Consider the following 15,319-nt stretch of genomic DNA (forward strand, 5'->3'; position numbering starts at 1 on the left):
ACCGCGCCGAGGCGAGGCGAGGCGACCACGGTCCCTCTCGGCCCAGCCCGACCGCTCACACCGTCCGTACCGTTCATGACCTTCATGACGTTCACACAGAAAGAGACCCGCATGGGCAGCAGCGCCGAGACACGGGAATTCCAGGCCGAGACACGCCAGTTGCTCCGACTGGTGATCCACTCGATCTACTCGAACAAGGACATCTTCCTGCGCGAGCTGATCTCGAATGCCTCCGACGCGCTGGACAAACTCCGGCTGGAATCCCTGACCGACTCCAGCCTCGGCGAGATCGACACCACCGACCTGCACATCTCGTTGGAGGTCGACAGGGACGCCCGTACGCTGACCGTCCGTGACAACGGCATCGGCATGAGCCGGGACGATCTCGTGGAGCTGATCGGCACCATCGCCAAGTCCGGCACCGCCGAGCTGCTGGAGAAGATCAAGGAGTCCAAGGACGCTGCCGCCGCCGAGAACCTGATCGGGCAGTTCGGCGTCGGTTTCTACTCGGCCTTCATGGTCGCCGACGAAGTCACCGTACGCACCCGGCGGGCCGGCACCGACTCGGGCACCCAGTGGCAGTCCAGCGGTGAGGGCGTCTACACCATCGAGGAAGTCGACGGCCTGCCGGTGGGCACCTCCGTCACCCTGCACCTCAAGCCCGCCGACAGCGAGGACGGACTCGCCGACTACCTGTCCGAGTCGAAGATCCGTCAGATCGTCAAGCAGTACTCCGACTTCATCCGCTGGCCGATCCGGATGGCCACCGAGCGCACCGGCACCGACGGCGCGTCCTCCCGCGAAGTCGACACGCTCAACTCGATGAAGGCACTGTGGGCCCGGTCGCGCAGCGAAGTGACCGAGGACGAGTACAACGAGTTCTACCAGCAGATCAGCCACGACTGGCTGCCTCCGGCCGAGACGATCCACATGCGCGCCGAAGGCACCTTCGAGTACGAGGCCCTGCTGTTCATCCCCTCGCAGGCGCCCTTCGACCTGTTCTCCCGCGAGACCAAGCGCGGCGTGCAGCTGTACGTCAAGCGGGTGTTCATCATGGACGACTGCGAAGCGCTCATGCCCAACTACCTGCGCTTCGTCAAGGGTGTCGTCGACGCCCACGACCTGTCCCTGAACGTCTCCCGCGAGATCCTCCAGCACGACCGCCAGATCCGCGGCGTGCGCCGACGCCTGGTCAAGAAGGTCCTCGGCGCCATCAAGACCATGCAGACCAAGGACGCCGAGCGCTACGCCAAGGTGTGGTCGCAGTTCGGCCGTGCCCTCAAGGAGGGTCTGCTGGAGGACACGGACAACACCGAGGCCCTGCTGGAGCTGGTCTCGGCCGCCTCCACCCACGACCCGGAGAAGCCCACCACGCTGCGCCAGTACGTCGAGCGCATGAAGGACGGTCAGGAGACCATCTACTACCTCACCGGCGAGACCCGCGCCATGGTGGAGAACTCCCCGCACATGGAGGCCTTCACCGCCAAGGGCTACGAGGTCCTGATCCTCACCGACCCGATCGACGAGGTCTGGGTCGACCAGGTCCGGTCCTTCGACGGTCACCCGCTCCAGTCCATCGCCAAGGGCCAGGTCGACCTCGACGGATCCGCCGAAGACAGCCAGGAGACCGACGCCGACAAGGCCCAGCGCGAGCAGGACTTCGCCGCCCTGCTGCCGTGGCTGACCGCCACCCTGTCCGAGCAGGTCAAGCAGGTCCGCCTGTCGTCACGTCTGACGACCTCGGCGGCGTGCATCGTCGGCGACGCCCACGACGTCACGCCCACCCTGGAGAAGATGTACCGGGCGATGGGACAGGAACTGCCGACCGTCAAGCGGATCCTGGAACTCAACCCCACGCATCCCCTGATCACCGCACTGCGCACGGCACACGCCGCGAACGCCGACGACCCCAAGCTGGCGGACACCGCCGAGCTGATCTACGGCAGCGCGCTGCTCGCCGAAGGCGGCGACCTGCCCGATCCGGCCCGCTTCACCCGCCTGCTCACCGACCGCCTGACCGGCACCCTGTAACCAGGGGCGCGGCCTGGCACCACCGATCACCCGGTCGCCCGCCCCCGCCCGGCCTCGCCTCTGCCCGCACTCGCACGATACGGGCAGGGGCGAGGCCGCACCCAGTAAGGAGGCGGGGTGGGCGTACGACCTCGAAGAGGCGGGGTGGGCGTACGACATGGCTGTACGCCATCGCCCGCGACGCAATCGTCGACGTCCGCCGTCGCCGTTACGCCCGGCCGCCGGTGGCCCCTGTGAAGGAGGCGGCCCGGAGTTTGGCCCGGCGGGTCGGAGGCGAGATTCCGATGAGCACGCCCCCGCCGTGGTCCCGGCCTCCTCGGTCCTAGGACGCAGGGCGCAGGGTGGCCAGGGTGCCCTCGTCGTGGGTGGTCACCGCGATGGGTCCCGGATGACCGTCCAGGGCGCCCGGGACCTCGTCGCGGGACGCGGGATGTCCCGGCCGTCCTGGCCGCCCGGTCGGTGCTCCAGTCGGCCCGGCCCGTGCGATCGCTGCCCGCAACTGCCCTTCCCCTCACGTCTCTTGTGTGAATTCCCTCAGGGCGGCAGCCGCCCGGGCCTGGTAGGTGCGGTACCGGCGCAGATAGGACCGGGCCATCGGGCCGGGAGGCACGCCCCGGGCGAAGGCACGCATATTGCGTTCGCCCGCGTTGTAGCCGAGGGCGAGGAGCTCATCGCGGGTGTAGCGGCGCGCGTGCCGTGCGGGCAGGCGCGCGTCGAGGTCGCTCAGGTGCAGGGCAGCCGCGCGGATGGCGAAGGCGGGGTCGTCGCGGAGATCCTGCCATCGCTGGGAGAGGCCGTGCGCGCGGCGCACCGCCTCGAAGGTGGCGCTGTGCATGTTGGCCACCCCGAAGGACGCGCCCGGCTTCCACCACTGCCACAGCCGTTCCCACAGCGGGTGGTGCGGCTTGTACGCCTCGTTGTACAGCACCGTCATGACCAGCAGGGGCGACACCCGCGCCTCGGCGGCTCCGCGCACCACGCATTCCACATAGTCGGCGGGATCGTACGCAGTGGGCCGCAGCGGAGGCGTGGACGTGGTCTCGCACGGGGCAGGCGGCTCCGGCGCGCCGCCGGACCGGGGTGATGCGGGCGCGCCGCCGGACCGGGGTGGGGTCGCGGGCACGCGGCCATCTCCCGCCGGTTGTGACTGTCGCTCCGGCGACGACAGCTCGGCCATCGTGGCCCTCCTTTCCCTGCGACCGTCCGCAGGACAGATCGTCCACCGCCATCCACCGCGTCGGAGCCCGCATGCCCCGGCACAGCGACCCCAATCGCGGCCGAACAGCGCAAAGGTCCCGCGCCCGTCAGCCGGCGGCATGGTCGCCTGGCGCGCCGAGGCAGCCCGACCGAAACGATTGAGCTGGTGACGGCCGAGAAGATCGGCACCCGGCCGGTGCCAAACGTCCGCCAGGACACGGAGTACGCCGCCGGGGCACATCCCCCGGGCGCCGCCCCCACCGAGAGCTCGGCGGCCTCGCCGCCAACGGCCAGGCGGCCGCTGACGGAGCGGTGGTGATGTGCGGGCACAGCGAACGCGCGATGACCGCGGCCAGCATCCTCGCCCGCCGAGGAGTCCGCAGCCTCTCGGTGCTGGCCGGCGGCGCGCGCGACTGGACAAAGGCCACCGGCCGGGCGCTGGTGACGGTGCTGCAGTGCCCTCGATCACCGGAGCTCTTGCGCAGGGGCGCCGTCGCTGTGACGGGTCGTCACATCCCTGTGGTCTACAGGTTCCCAGAGTCGTCACGACGGATCTGCCCTGGCTACCGGAGTTCTCAATCGATGCTCGCCTTGGCATCCAGGGCGACGGGTGGTACGTCCGGATAGGGGCGAGGATAGCGGGCGCCGATGCCGAAGCGGTCGGCGAGGGCGTCGGCGAAGGCGGCGGCGATGCGGAGTTCGCCATTGGGGTTGGGATGCGTGCCGTCCCAGGTGTGCTCGGTCGCGATGAACTCCGCCGCGGTTTCGGCGACCGCCAGGGGGGAGGACGGGGTGTCCAGGTCCTCGGCCACTGCGCGCAGCCGGTTGTTGCAGGCGTCGACGCGGGCGCCGAAGTCCGGGTCGTCGACCGCCTTGCGGCACGGCAGGACAGTGCCCAGCACGATCGTCAGTCCCGGGTTGGCCCGACGGGCGCACGCGACGAATTCCCGCAGGTTCGCCTCGAACTGCGGAGGCTCGACGCCGTACCAGAAGAGGTCGTTGATACCGAGCAGCACCAGGAGGTAGTCGGGCTCGTGTTCGCGGACCTTGGCCTCGATCTCGTCCTTCTCGGTGAGGTAGGGGCGGCCCCACTGGGCGTCGTGGTCGGGGTCGAACTCCGGGTCGGCGTATGTGGCGTCGTCGTCGCCGACCTCGGCCGTACGGATGTTGTCGAGCGTGTCCTTGGGGCCGACCAGGTCGATGTTGCTGCCGTGCTCGCGCAGGTGCTTCCAGAACCGGTAGCGCCAGGTCCAGTCGCCGCTGCTGCCGTGGCTGATCGAGTCGCCGACGATCATGATGTTGATCATGTCGGGGGTGTGGGCGGGGTGGGCCAGGGACATAATCCTCCTCCAGCTGCTCATGGCTTCAGGTCTTCAGGCCGCCGGGCCCTCAGCGCCAGGTTCGAGACCAGACATCCAAATCCTCGCCCGCTGGGCGAGCCCAGCCCGTCTCCGGGTCGTAGCAACGCAGGATCCGGGCGGGCACGCCGCCGACGAGGCAGTGATCAGGGAACTCGCCGCGGACGACGGAGCCCCCGGCCACCGCGACGTTGCGTCCGAGGCGGGCGCCGGGCAACACGAGGGCGCCCGTGCCGATCCAGCAGCCGCCGCCGATCACCACCGGGCGATTGCGCGGAGGCTGACAGCCGATGGGGTGGTCGGGGTCCGTGTAGGTGTGGTTCTGGTCAGTGATGTACACGTACGGAGCAATGGACACCTGGTCGCCGATCGTCACCGACTGGTGGGCCACGACGTGGCTCCCCAGGCCGATCAGGCAGCCCCTGCCGATCCGCAGGACCGGCTCCGGTCCCAGCTCGAGGCCGGGGAGCAAACCCGCGGTGAGAGTGACATGACGCCCGATCAGCGTGCCGTCCCCGATCTCCATCCAGGGCTCACCGTAGAGCGAGCCGACGGGGAATCCGATGCACACCCCTTCACCCAGGTAGCCGAACCGGTGGCGGCCGGGGGCCTCGGAGGTGATCCGCCCGTGTTGCTCCACCCATGACCAGGCGCCACGGGCCACAGCCGCCCCGAGGCGACGGGCCTGCAGAGTGAGGCGGCCCTTGCACAGACCGGCTGTCCGAGACATGCACCTCACGCTACGAAGACCACCACCGCCACGCCCTCGGGCGCGGCCACTCGGGTGACAGCCCTTCCCCCGGCTTTCCGCGCCTGCGAGCGGCACCCCGTACGCGGCACCGCGCCCACGCCCCACCTACCTGGCGAGCCGCACTTTCACCCCGCTCCCCCGCCCATCTGCAGAGTGTCAGAGGCTGACGAGCGGCGTTGGAGATCCTTGCGCGTCTTTCTGGCCGACGGGAGGCCGGGGTGGTCCGATTCGTCGACAAGCTCGGTCGGCGGCAGGAAGGTCACGGCAGGCGTTCAGCGGGGTGCCAGTGGCGCGGTCGCCGGGCGCCCGGCGACAGGCGCGGCGGTCGGACCCGTGCCGGTCGGCCCCGCTCCCGCGCCGGCTCCTGTCTGCTCGGGGCTCGGCTGGGCGAGGGTGTGATCCAGCCTGTCGGGGACCGCGGGGGCAGGACCGTGCGAGCGCAGCGGAGGGCCAGCGAGGGGCGGCCAGTTAGCCTCTGATCGGCTCCGTTGCTTGCGTTAGAGCGCCGAGATGGAAGCCGGTGCGCGTTCGCTGCGGCTCAGGGCGCGCAGGACGTTGGTGGCGCCGTGCCGGCGTAGGGCGATCCGTGACAGCAAGTCCACGACGGTCTCGACGGCAGGGGCCGGGAACTGTGGGGTCGGCAACCCGACACTGTGCGCAAGGTCGTCGGAGTGAACAACAAGCTCCAGCATCCGGCTGGTGATGAAGTCGTCGAGCCTGATCGACCAGGGCCCCCAAGTGGGCCGACGAACCAGGCGATCCGGCGCGGTGGGCAGAATGCCGCGCAGTTCCTCGACGCATGCGGCGACTCGCGCGGCCAGTGCGGCCGGACCGTCGGCCGCCTCTTCCTCGCCGCCGGATCGGATGGCCTGGTTGAACGGAGTGTCAAGGTCCGAGCCGATCCAGCTGACTCGCGCGTAGTACTCGTGTATCGAGATGGCGGGCTCGGTAGGTACCGGCTCTGCCAGCACGGTAGGGATGAAGAAGACCTGCCCGGCCAGGTGACCCGCCAGCCCCTGGACGCTGAGCTTCGCCAGTGCGGAGGGCTGGTGCCAGCCGTCGGCGACCTCCGGTGCGGCCAACAGCTTCGCCGCTGTGTCCGCCACACTCAGGTAAAGCTCCCTCACCTGTGTCACCTTGCTGTCCCCTGTCGCCGTCGGTGGATGTCTGCCCGGTCAACCTCGCGGCAGTGGCGACGCATTCCCAACGAGACGGCCGTTGATGCGGCGGGGGTTGCATCACGGGGCCCGCCTCATTCGAAATCCCGGGCAGCGTAAGGGACTTAGGTCGGAATTGTTGTCACGGGCGTTGACTTCCGCGCTGGGCTCCCCTTACGTTCGGCGCCATTATGTCCGACAATTCGATAGCTGTTCGAGATATCGAACCCTATAGACGCAACACGCCCGCCCGTAAACGTCTGATCGAGGACGGATCGTGGACATCACAAGACGACGTCAGTTCGGCCGGCTCACCGCGGTCGGCGCCGGGTCCCTCGTGCCGCCAGGACTGCTGCCACCGGGCAGAGCCGCGTCGCCCCGTCACGGGAGGCGGCAGGGCCGACGACCCGTGCTGATCCAGTATCCCGACGTCGCCAGGTCCAGCGATGGACGTCCCCGCGCGACACCGGCCGGCCCCTGCGGCTCGGGCGCCGCCCCGACCACCGCGCCCCGGCGCCGCCACGACCGAACAAGCACTCTCTCGTCATCGAAAGGTGCAAGATGTCGCCCATAGTCAGCAGACGGAGAATTCTGCAAATAGCCGGGGCCGCCGCTGTGACCTCTGCCGAGGGGTTCATCATCGGCGGTTCTCCCGCCCGCGCCGCAAACCCCTCCGCGCGGGCCGCCGCCGGAGTCTTGGCACAGCCCTTCGCACTGGGCCAAGTCCGGCTCACCGCAAGCCGGTGGCTGGACAACCAGAACCGTACAGGGAACTATCTCCGGTTCGTCGATGTCGACCGCTTGTTGTACAACTTCCGCGCCAACCACAGGCTGTCCACCGGCGGAGCGGCCGCCACGGGCGGTTGGGACGCGCCCACCTTCCCCTTCCGCACCCACGTCCAGGGGCACTTCCTCACCGCGTGGGCGCAGCTGTACGCCGTGACCGGGGACACGGTCTGCCGTGACAAGGCGACGTACATGGTGGCGGAGTTGGCCAAGTGCCAGGCCAACAACAGCGCCGCCGGCTTCAACACCGGATACCTCTCCGGTTACCCCGAGTCCGACTTCACCGCTCTCGAGCAGGGGACCCTGACCAACGGCAACGTGCCGTACTACACCGTCCACAAAACCCTCGCCGGCCTCCTGGACGTATGGCGCCACATCGGCAGTACGCAGGCCAGGGACATGCTGTTCGCCCTGGCGGGGTGGGTCGACCGGCGCACCAGCAGGCTGAGCAGTCAGCAGATGCAGGCCATGCTCGGGACCGAGTTCGGCGGCATGAACGCCGTGCTGACCGATCTCTCTTCGCAGACCGGTGACACCCGGTGGCTCGCCGTCGCCCAGCGGTTCGACCACGCCGCGGTGTTCGACCCCCTCGCGGCCAACCAGGACAGGCTCAACGGGTTGCACGCCAACACCCAGGTGCCCAAGTGGATCGGAGCCGCGCGGGAGTTCAAGGCCACCGGCACGACCCGCTACCGGGACATCGCCACCAACGCCTGGGACATCTGTGTCGGCTCGCACACCTACGCCATCGGCGGCAACAGTCAGGCGGAGCATTTCCGCGCGCCGAACGTCATCGCCGGATACCTCAACAAGGACACGTGCGAGAGCTGCAACACCGTCAACATGCTCACCCTCACCCGGGAACTCTTCGAACTGGACCCGGACCGGGCCGCGCTGTTCGACTACTACGAGCGGGCCTGGCTCAACCAGATGATCGGCCAGCAGAACCCGGCCGACGACCACGGCCACGTCACGTACTTCACCCCGCTCAGTCCCGGAGGCCGACGCGGCGTCGGACCGGCCTGGGGCGGGGGCACCTGGAGCACCGACTACGGAACGTTCTGGTGCTGCCAGGGCACGGGCCTGGAGATGCACACCAGGCTGATGAACTCCCTCTACTTCCACCGTGACAACACGCTGATCGTGAACCTGTTCGTGCCCTCGGTACTCACCTGGACAGAACGCGGAATGACGGTCACCCAGACCACGTCGTACCCGACCAGTGACACCACGACCTTGCAGGTCACCGGTAACGTGGGTGGGACCTGGGCGATGCGCATCCGCATCCCGAGCTGGACGAGCGGCGCCACGGTCAGCGTCAACGGTGTCGTGCAACCCCTCACCGCGACCCCCGGCAGCTACGCCACCCTGAGCCGCTCGTGGACCTCCGGCGACACCGTCACCGTCCGCCTGCCCATGCGGATCATCATGCGGGCGGCCAACGACAACCCCAACGTCGCGGCGATCACATACGGTCCGGTCGTCCTGTCCGGCAACTACGGCGACTCGGCGCTGAGCACTCCCCCCGCCCTGACTACTTCCTCCATCAGGCGGACCAGCAGCAGTTCGCTCGCCTTCACCGCCACCGCCGACGGATCCACCGTCAACCTGGGCCCGTTCCACGACGCGCACGGGCACAACTACGCCGTCTACTGGAACACCGGCGCCACCGTACGGCTCGCCAACGCGGGCAGCGGTCTGGTCCTTGGCATCCAGAACATGTCCACCGGCGACGGCGGCCGCGCGCTCCAGTGGCACGACTCGGGCACGGCCGACCACAACTGGGAGATGGTCGCCGACGGAAACGCGGTCCGCTTCCGCAACGCCCACAGCGGCAAGGTGCTCGGCGTCCTGAACATGTCCACGGACAACGACGCGACCGTCCTTCAGTGGTCGGACAACGGCACCGCCGACCACCGGTGGACGCTGCTCGACCAGGGGGACGGGACCTACAAGATCCGCAACGTACACAGCGGCAAGTTGCTCGCCCTCGCGAACAACTCCACCGCTGTGGGTGCGTTCGCCGTACAGGCCCCGGACGACGGCACGGCCGACAACCGGTGGCGCATCGTGCGGAACTAGGGACCGCACAGCTCCTCCCGCGCACCCGCATGCCACCCCCATGCAGAACAAAGGAGTTGTGCATGTCCGGACTTCTCTCCCGACTGGCGGCGGCCATCATCGCCGTCGGCCTGCTCCTCACCTCCCACACCCTCGTGACGCCCGGGCGCGCCGCCGCCGCAGATCCGGGCTACCTGATGGTGCACTTCACCGGCGACTCCGCGACCGGTCAGATGCTGTACCTCGCGCACAGCGCGGACGGGACACACTGGAACGATCTCAACGGCGGGGCGCCGATCCTGAACTCCTTGATCGGCACGAAGGGGGTACGTGACCCCGCTCTGGTGCGCTCGCCCGACGGGAGCAAGTACCGGATCATCGCGACCGACCTGTGTATCCGCTGCGGCTCGACGTACGAGAACGGCAGCCCCGACTTCGTGGTGTGGGAGTCGACCGACCTCGTGACCTGGTCGAAGCCGTGGCTGCTCAACGCTACCGGACTGATTCCCGGCGCAAAGAACGCCTGGGCGCCGGAGGCGATCTGGAACCCCGAGACCAACGACTACGTCGTGTACTGGGCGACGAACGCCACCGTGAACGGCGTGTTCAAGTACCGGATCTACTACGCCCGCACCAAGGACTTCCGCACCCTCACCACCCCGCGGATCTGGATCGACCCGCCCGGTACCACGCCGGTCGTCGACACGCAGATGACGGAGATGCCCGCCGGCATCGGCACCTATCGCTACGTACGGGTCTCCGGCGACGGCAAGAACACGGTCGAGGGCAGCAACTCGATCCTGGGGACGTGGACCGGCCTCGGCAACCTCTCCAGCATCGGCCTCACCGGCAATGTGGTCGAGGGACCGGTCTGGATGAAGTTCAGGGATCGCGAGGAGTGGGCCCTCTACATCGACTACAACAGTCCGCGAGGCATACGCGAGTACCGGCCGATCCTGACGAAGAACCCCTTCGACGTCAGTACTTACCGGCTTCAGCCGCCGTCCGACTACGACATGGGCGGCACCCCGAAGCGCCACGGCGCCATCCTGAACCTGACGGCCGCCGAGGAGAGCCACGTGCTCGCACGCTGGCCCAGCACTCCGGCCCAGCGGCTGCAGTCATACAACTACCCGGACCGGTACGTGCGGCACACCACCGACCTGGACGTGCGCATCGACCCGGCCGTCAGCCCAGCGGCCGACGCGCAATTCCGGCTCAGGACCGGCCTGGCCGGCACCGGCACCGTTTCCTTCGAGTCGGTGAACCACCCCGGGTACTTCCTGCGGCACGCCACCTACGACTTCCAGCTCGTACGCAATGACGGCACCGCCCAATTCGCCGCGGACGCCACGTTCCGGAAGGTCGCAGGCCTCGCCGACGCGAGCTGGTCGTCGTTCCAGTCGTACAACCACCCCGACCGCTACCTCCGGCACTACGCCTACCAACTGCGCCTCGACCCGATCACCACTGCGACGGGCCGCAGCGACGCCACCTTCCGTGTGACGAGCTGACGCGAGGCCGGCAGGTGTTGCGTATCCGAGCTCCACCCCAGGCCCGTGACCTGAGTGTCCAGTCCCCCCACCACTGGTGAAGGAGTCTCATGACCACACCACCGCTGATCCGACGCGTCACCCGCGCCCTCTTCGCGGCGGCCGCCACCGCCGCACTCACCGGCGGCCTGCTCGCCACCACGGCGACCACCTCGCAGGCCGCCAACCAGGGCCCGTGCGACATCTACGCCGCGGGCAACACGCCCTGCGTCGCCGCACACAGCACCACCCGCGCCCTGTACGGAACGTACAACGGCCCGCTGTACCAGGTCAGCCGGGCCTCCGACAACGCGACCAAGGACATCGGACTGCTGAGCCCCGGCGGATACGCGGACGCCGCCGCACAGGACTCCTTCTGCGCGGGCACCAGCTGCGTCATCAGCGTCATCTACGACCAGTCCGGCAAGGGCAACCAACTCACCCGGGCGCTCAAGGGCCACTGGCCCGGCCCTGCCGAGGGCGGGAACGACAACCTGGCCAACGCCTTCGAAGCGCCGGTCACCGTCGCCGGGCACAAGGCGTACGGCGTCTACGTGGCCCCTGGCACCGGCTACCGGAACAACAACACCCACGGCATCGCCACCGGCGACCAGCCCGAGGGCATGTACGCGATCTTCGATGGTACGCACTTCAACGGCGGCTGCTGCTTCGACTACGGCAACGCGGAGACGACCGGCAACGACGACGGCAACGGCACCATGGAGGCCCTCTACTTCGGCAACAGCACGGGGTGGGGCTACGGCAGCGGCAGCGGCCCCTGGGTCATGGCGGACATGGAGAACGGCCTGTTCTCCGGCGTCAACACGCGCTACAACGACATCCCCTCCGTCAGCCACCGGTTCCTGACCGCCACACTGAAGGGCGGTCCGAACCAGTGGGCCATCCGTGGGGGCAACGCCCAGACAGGCGGTCTGTCCACGTACTACAACGGCGTACGCCCCCATGCCCCCGGCTACAACCCGATGAAGAAGCAGGGCGCGATCATCCTCGGCATCGGCGGCGACAACAGCGTCACCGGCCAAGGCACCTTCTACGAAGGCATCATGACCTCCGGCTACCCCTCGGACACCACCGAGAACGCCGTACAGGCGAACATCACCGCCGCCGGGTACAGCAACGCCACGACCGGCACCGGGACCCTCACCCCCGGCTCGCGGGTCTCCCTGAAGGCCACCACCTCACCCTGCTGCACCTCGCACTACCTGCGACGCAATGCCGCCGACAGCACGGCCGGCATCGCCGTCGTCAACTCCTCGAGCCCGGCCGCGGACAAGGCGGACGCCACCTGGATCGTACGAGCCGGCCTGGCCAACAGCTCCTGTCTGACCCTCGAATCCGCCGGCAAACCCGGCCAGTTCCTGCGCCACCGCAACTACCAGCTCTCCGTGAGCGCCGACACCGGCGGCGCCTCGTTCGCACAGGACGCGACCTTCTGCGCCACCACGGGCAACAGCGGGAGCGGTAGCTCCCTCAAGTCCGTCAACTTCCCGACAAAGTACATCCGCCACTACCAGTACGCGGCCTACATCGCCTCCAACGGCGGCCCCAACACCTGGGACTCCACGACCTCGTGGGCCCAGGACACCAGTTGGCTCACGGCGACTCCCCTGAGCTGACGAGCTGTCCCTGACCGGCGCTGTGACCGTCGCACGCCAGTCGGCGAGGGCCGCAACTCAATCCCCTCCGTCATGAGCTACTTCGGCCCGCATCGCGCGGTCAGCGCCGACGGGTTGCAGTGAATACCGCTGAACCAGAGCCAGCCCGCCGTCACCCCCAGGGGGGTGACGGCGGGCTGCGCGACCCCTTCATTCTGCCCACGCGGGACGGCACGTTCGTCGTCCTCGCGACTGACCCCACGAAGGGGCGGGACCACCGCGAACAACACGCCCAGCCTTCAATGGCCTTGGCACGAATTATGATCACTCATCAAGCACTGTAGACACTGTCTACAAAGCTTGGTAGACAGTGTCTATGACTGATGAGAGCTCCCTTCGGGAGCGGCTGATCGATGTCGGGGTGGACCTTGTGCTGACCGAGGGCTCCGCATCCGTGGGCCTGCGGGAAATAGCCCGCCGAGCGGGGGTGTCGCACGGCGCGCCGCGCCGGCACTTCCCCACGCACCACGCACTGCTCTCGGCTATCGGCCGCCGCGGCTTCGACGACCTTGAAACCCTGTTCGAGGCCGCGGCTGTCGGCGCGACCACACCGCGCGGTCAGCTGGAGGCCCTCGCACGGGCGTACGTCGGGTACGCACGGGAACGTCGCGGCATGTTCGAGCTCATGTGGCGGCACGACCTGCTCGACAGCACGGCGCAGGCGCAGGCACCGGACCAACCGAGGCTGCGCGAGTCGACGCTCCCCCTGTTCAGGCGCTTCACCGCACTCGTCGGCCGATGCCGCTCGGAGGGGGATGCCGCGCGAAACGCCGACGGGCCGAACGAGGCCGGACCGCCGGCCGCGGTCACTGCCGCCGCCCTGTGGTCGAACCTGCACGGCATGGCCCAACTGTGGGCCTGGGGCAGCCTGCAACTCGCCCTCGGCCCCCCACCGCTGGGCGACGACCCCGGCGACGGCCAACGCGACCGGCTCATCGCGGCGGTTCTGGACGCCCATCTCGGCCCGGTGCTCTCATGAGAGCACCCGCACAGCGGCAGATTGCACTTCTGGTCAGCGTGGCCGGCGCGATGATCGTCGCACTGGACGGAACCATCCTGCTCATGGCGCAGCCCGGCATGCAGCGTGATCTCGGCGCGAGCGTGTCGCAGATCCAGTGGACGAGCACCGGCTATCTCGTCGCTGTGGCCGCGCTACTCGTGATCGCCGGGCGCCTCGGGGATCGGTACGGGCACCAGCGCCTGCTACTCGTCGGCGTCCTCGGCTTCGGGGCTGCCTCGGCCGGGATCGCGCTCGCGCCGGGCGTCGGCTGGGTGATCGTCCTGCGCGCGGTGCAGGGCGGGTTCGCCGCGTTCCTGCAACCTGCGACGCTCGCGCTGCTACGGCTGGCGTACCCCGCGGACCGGCTCGGCACACCGATCGCCATCCGCACCAGCGCGATCGCGGTAGCGGCAGGGTCCGGTCCGCTCCTGGGCGGTGTTCTCGTGGCTCATCTGGGATGGCGCGCAGCCTTCTGGGTCAACGTACCCCTGGCGTCCGTCATCGCCGTTCTCACCCTCGCCGTTCGGGCGCCAACACCTCAATGTGCCAACCCTCCACGGCTCAACCTCACCAGCGCGGGCCTGCTAGCGGTCGCACTCGCCACCTTGGTCCACGCCTTGTCCGATGTACCCGCGCGGGGGTGGACCGCCTCGCCGACCCTGCTCGAGTTCTCCGCCGTCATCGGCGTCGCAGCGGTGCTCGCCCGGCACGAACGCCGTACGACGCACGCGATCGTTCCACCAGCCGTAGCGGGGTCCGTACCGGTGACAGCGTCGATGGCGATCCTGCTGGTCACCGGCGCCGGCGTGTTCGGAGCGCTGTTCAAGGCCACGTTCTACCTCCAGGACGTACTTCGACTCGACCCGCTCGCCAGCGGCCTGCGCGTGCTCCCGCTGACCGTGCTCATGGTCCTCGGCTCACCCGTAGCGGTCGCCGCACTCCGCCGGTACGGCGCCCGGCGCACGGCGATCGCCGGTACGGTCCTCGTCGTGGCCGGCATAGCGGGGCTGTCCCGGCTCGGTCCCGCCAGCACGTGGATGGCCATGGCTGCGGTCTTTGCCACCATCGGTGCCGGGTTCGCCACCGTGATGGTCACCGCTACCGGGACCGTCGTCGGTGACGCGCCGCCCGGGTACGCCGGAGTCGTCAGCGGGCTCAAGCAGACCGCCATGAACATCGGACCGACCTTCGGCATCGCCGTCGCGGCCGGCGCAACCGGCCAGGCTGCTTCAACGATGAGCTCCACTCTGCTGATCCTGGCCGCACTCGCCGCTCTTGGCCTGCTGCCCGCCTCGCGGCTGCCCGGGCGCCCGGCGCACCTAAATGGAGACGGCCCGGCCGCTGGGTTCCCGGCGCGAGCACCCATCCCACAGGCGGCACCCGCTCGACACGCAAAGGCAATTGAGCAACCGCCGAACGCGCCAGGCTGATGTGGTCATGTATCCAGAGTGATCTCCAGCGTCGCCAGACGACCATGTATCGACACCATGATGATGCCGATTATCCCCCGGCGGGTCATCGCGTCGGAGGGGTCCGTCAAACGAGTGCTGTAACTGGGGATCGTTGAGGTGACTCACGGGCCTCGTGTAGTTCCGCAGCAGGTGGACCGCGCAAGTCGCCACGATGGTCCGCAGCCAGATGGTCTCGACCGCGTCGGGCAGAACCTTCAGCCCGTCACAGACGAGCCAGGTGCGGCCGTCGTCGGTGGATGAGCGCAGGGCGGCCATCGCTCCGGTACCTGTGGCGTCTGCCGAGTTGGGTGTGCCGCTC

At 68.8% G+C, this 15,319-nt stretch carries 10 protein-coding genes and 2 pseudogenes; 7 read left to right on the forward strand and 5 right to left on the reverse strand.

Annotated elements, in window-relative coordinates:
• The first annotated feature begins 111 nt into the window (after positions 1-111).
• Entirely contained in the window at positions 112-2,031 is a 1,920-nt protein-coding gene (htpG, locus tag ABD236_RS23685) for a molecular chaperone HtpG (protein WP_344076481.1), read from the forward strand.
• Positions 2,032-2,542: 511 nt separating this feature from the next.
• Here htpG and ABD236_RS23690 read toward each other — a convergent pair.
• The 4 genes from ABD236_RS23690 to ABD236_RS23705 form a co-directional block, all read right to left on the reverse strand.
• Positions 2,543-3,010 (reverse strand): lysozyme family protein, encoded by a 468-nt coding sequence (locus ABD236_RS23690; RefSeq protein ID WP_344076483.1) that lies wholly within the window; start codon positions 3,008-3,010, stop codon positions 2,543-2,545.
• 793 nt (positions 3,011-3,803) lie between these two features.
• Positions 3,804-4,568, reverse strand: a complete 765-nt coding sequence (locus ABD236_RS23695; protein ID WP_344076486.1) for an SGNH/GDSL hydrolase family protein — start codon at positions 4,566-4,568, stop codon at positions 3,804-3,806.
• Between the two features lie 49 nt (positions 4,569-4,617).
• Positions 4,618-5,316, reverse strand: a complete 699-nt coding sequence (locus ABD236_RS23700; RefSeq protein WP_344076488.1) for an acyltransferase — start codon at positions 5,314-5,316, stop codon at positions 4,618-4,620.
• Positions 5,317-5,834: 518 nt separating this feature from the next.
• Positions 5,835-6,464: a maleylpyruvate isomerase N-terminal domain-containing protein gene (locus ABD236_RS23705; RefSeq protein WP_344076490.1), complete on the reverse strand. Its 630-nt coding sequence runs from the start codon at positions 6,462-6,464 to the stop codon at positions 5,835-5,837.
• A gap of 591 nt (positions 6,465-7,055) precedes the next feature.
• Here ABD236_RS23705 and ABD236_RS23710 point away from each other — a divergent pair.
• The 6 genes and pseudogenes from ABD236_RS23710 (at position 7,056) to ABD236_RS23730 (ending at position 14,979) form a co-directional block, all read left to right on the forward strand.
• Complete coding sequence (locus ABD236_RS23710; protein WP_344076492.1) at positions 7,056-9,362, forward strand: beta-L-arabinofuranosidase domain-containing protein; 2,307 nt, start codon at positions 7,056-7,058, stop codon at positions 9,360-9,362.
• A gap of 62 nt (positions 9,363-9,424) precedes the next feature.
• The gene (locus ABD236_RS23715; RefSeq protein WP_344076494.1) at positions 9,425-10,855 is read left to right on the forward strand and encodes a glycoside hydrolase family 43 protein; all 1,431 of its coding nucleotides are present in this window, start codon (positions 9,425-9,427) and stop codon (positions 10,853-10,855) included.
• Between the two features lie 89 nt (positions 10,856-10,944).
• Entirely contained in the window at positions 10,945-12,510 is a 1,566-nt protein-coding gene (locus ABD236_RS23720) for an alpha-L-arabinofuranosidase B (protein ID WP_344076496.1), read from the forward strand.
• A 4-nt stretch (positions 12,511-12,514) separates the two neighbouring features.
• Positions 12,515-12,764 (forward strand): annotated as a pseudogene (locus tag ABD236_RS35055) (alpha-L-arabinofuranosidase); the annotation flags it as partial.
• A 101-nt stretch (positions 12,765-12,865) separates the two neighbouring features.
• Positions 12,866-13,528 (forward strand): TetR/AcrR family transcriptional regulator, encoded by a 663-nt coding sequence (locus ABD236_RS23725; RefSeq protein ID WP_344076498.1) that lies wholly within the window; start codon positions 12,866-12,868, stop codon positions 13,526-13,528.
• Positions 13,525-14,979, forward strand: coding sequence for an MFS transporter (locus ABD236_RS23730; RefSeq protein ID WP_344076500.1), 1,455 nt, complete (start codon positions 13,525-13,527; stop codon positions 14,977-14,979). The genes ABD236_RS23725 and ABD236_RS23730 overlap by 4 nt, the downstream gene beginning before the upstream one ends.
• Here the strand turns inward: ABD236_RS23730 and ABD236_RS23735 are convergent.
• Positions 14,869-15,234, reverse strand: a pseudogene (locus ABD236_RS23735) (transposase); the annotation flags it as partial. The gene ABD236_RS23730 and the pseudogene ABD236_RS23735 overlap by 111 nt on opposite strands.
• Positions 15,235-15,319: the final 85 nt, after the last annotated feature.

The organism is Streptomyces crystallinus (assembly GCF_039521265.1).
Taxonomy (GTDB): domain Bacteria; phylum Actinomycetota; class Actinomycetes; order Streptomycetales; family Streptomycetaceae; genus Streptomyces; species Streptomyces crystallinus.

Excerpts from the sequence above, each read along its gene's own strand:
- htpG (WP_344076481.1), top strand. The coding sequence starts at position 112 with ATGGGCAGCAGCGCCGAGACACGGGAATTCCAGGCCGAGACACGCCAG.
- ABD236_RS23695 (WP_344076486.1), bottom strand. The coding sequence starts at position 4,568 with ATGTCCCTGGCCCACCCCGCCCACACCCCCGACATGATCAACATCATG.
- ABD236_RS23700 (WP_344076488.1), bottom strand. The coding sequence starts at position 5,316 with ATGTCTCGGACAGCCGGTCTGTGCAAGGGCCGCCTCACTCTGCAGGCC.
- ABD236_RS23710 (WP_344076492.1), top strand. The coding sequence starts at position 7,056 with ATGTCGCCCATAGTCAGCAGACGGAGAATTCTGCAAATAGCCGGGGCC.
- ABD236_RS23715 (WP_344076494.1), top strand. The coding sequence starts at position 9,425 with ATGTCCGGACTTCTCTCCCGACTGGCGGCGGCCATCATCGCCGTCGGC.
- ABD236_RS23720 (WP_344076496.1), top strand. The coding sequence starts at position 10,945 with ATGACCACACCACCGCTGATCCGACGCGTCACCCGCGCCCTCTTCGCG.
- ABD236_RS23725 (WP_344076498.1), top strand. The coding sequence starts at position 12,866 with ATGACTGATGAGAGCTCCCTTCGGGAGCGGCTGATCGATGTCGGGGTG.
- ABD236_RS23730 (WP_344076500.1), top strand. The coding sequence starts at position 13,525 with ATGAGAGCACCCGCACAGCGGCAGATTGCACTTCTGGTCAGCGTGGCC.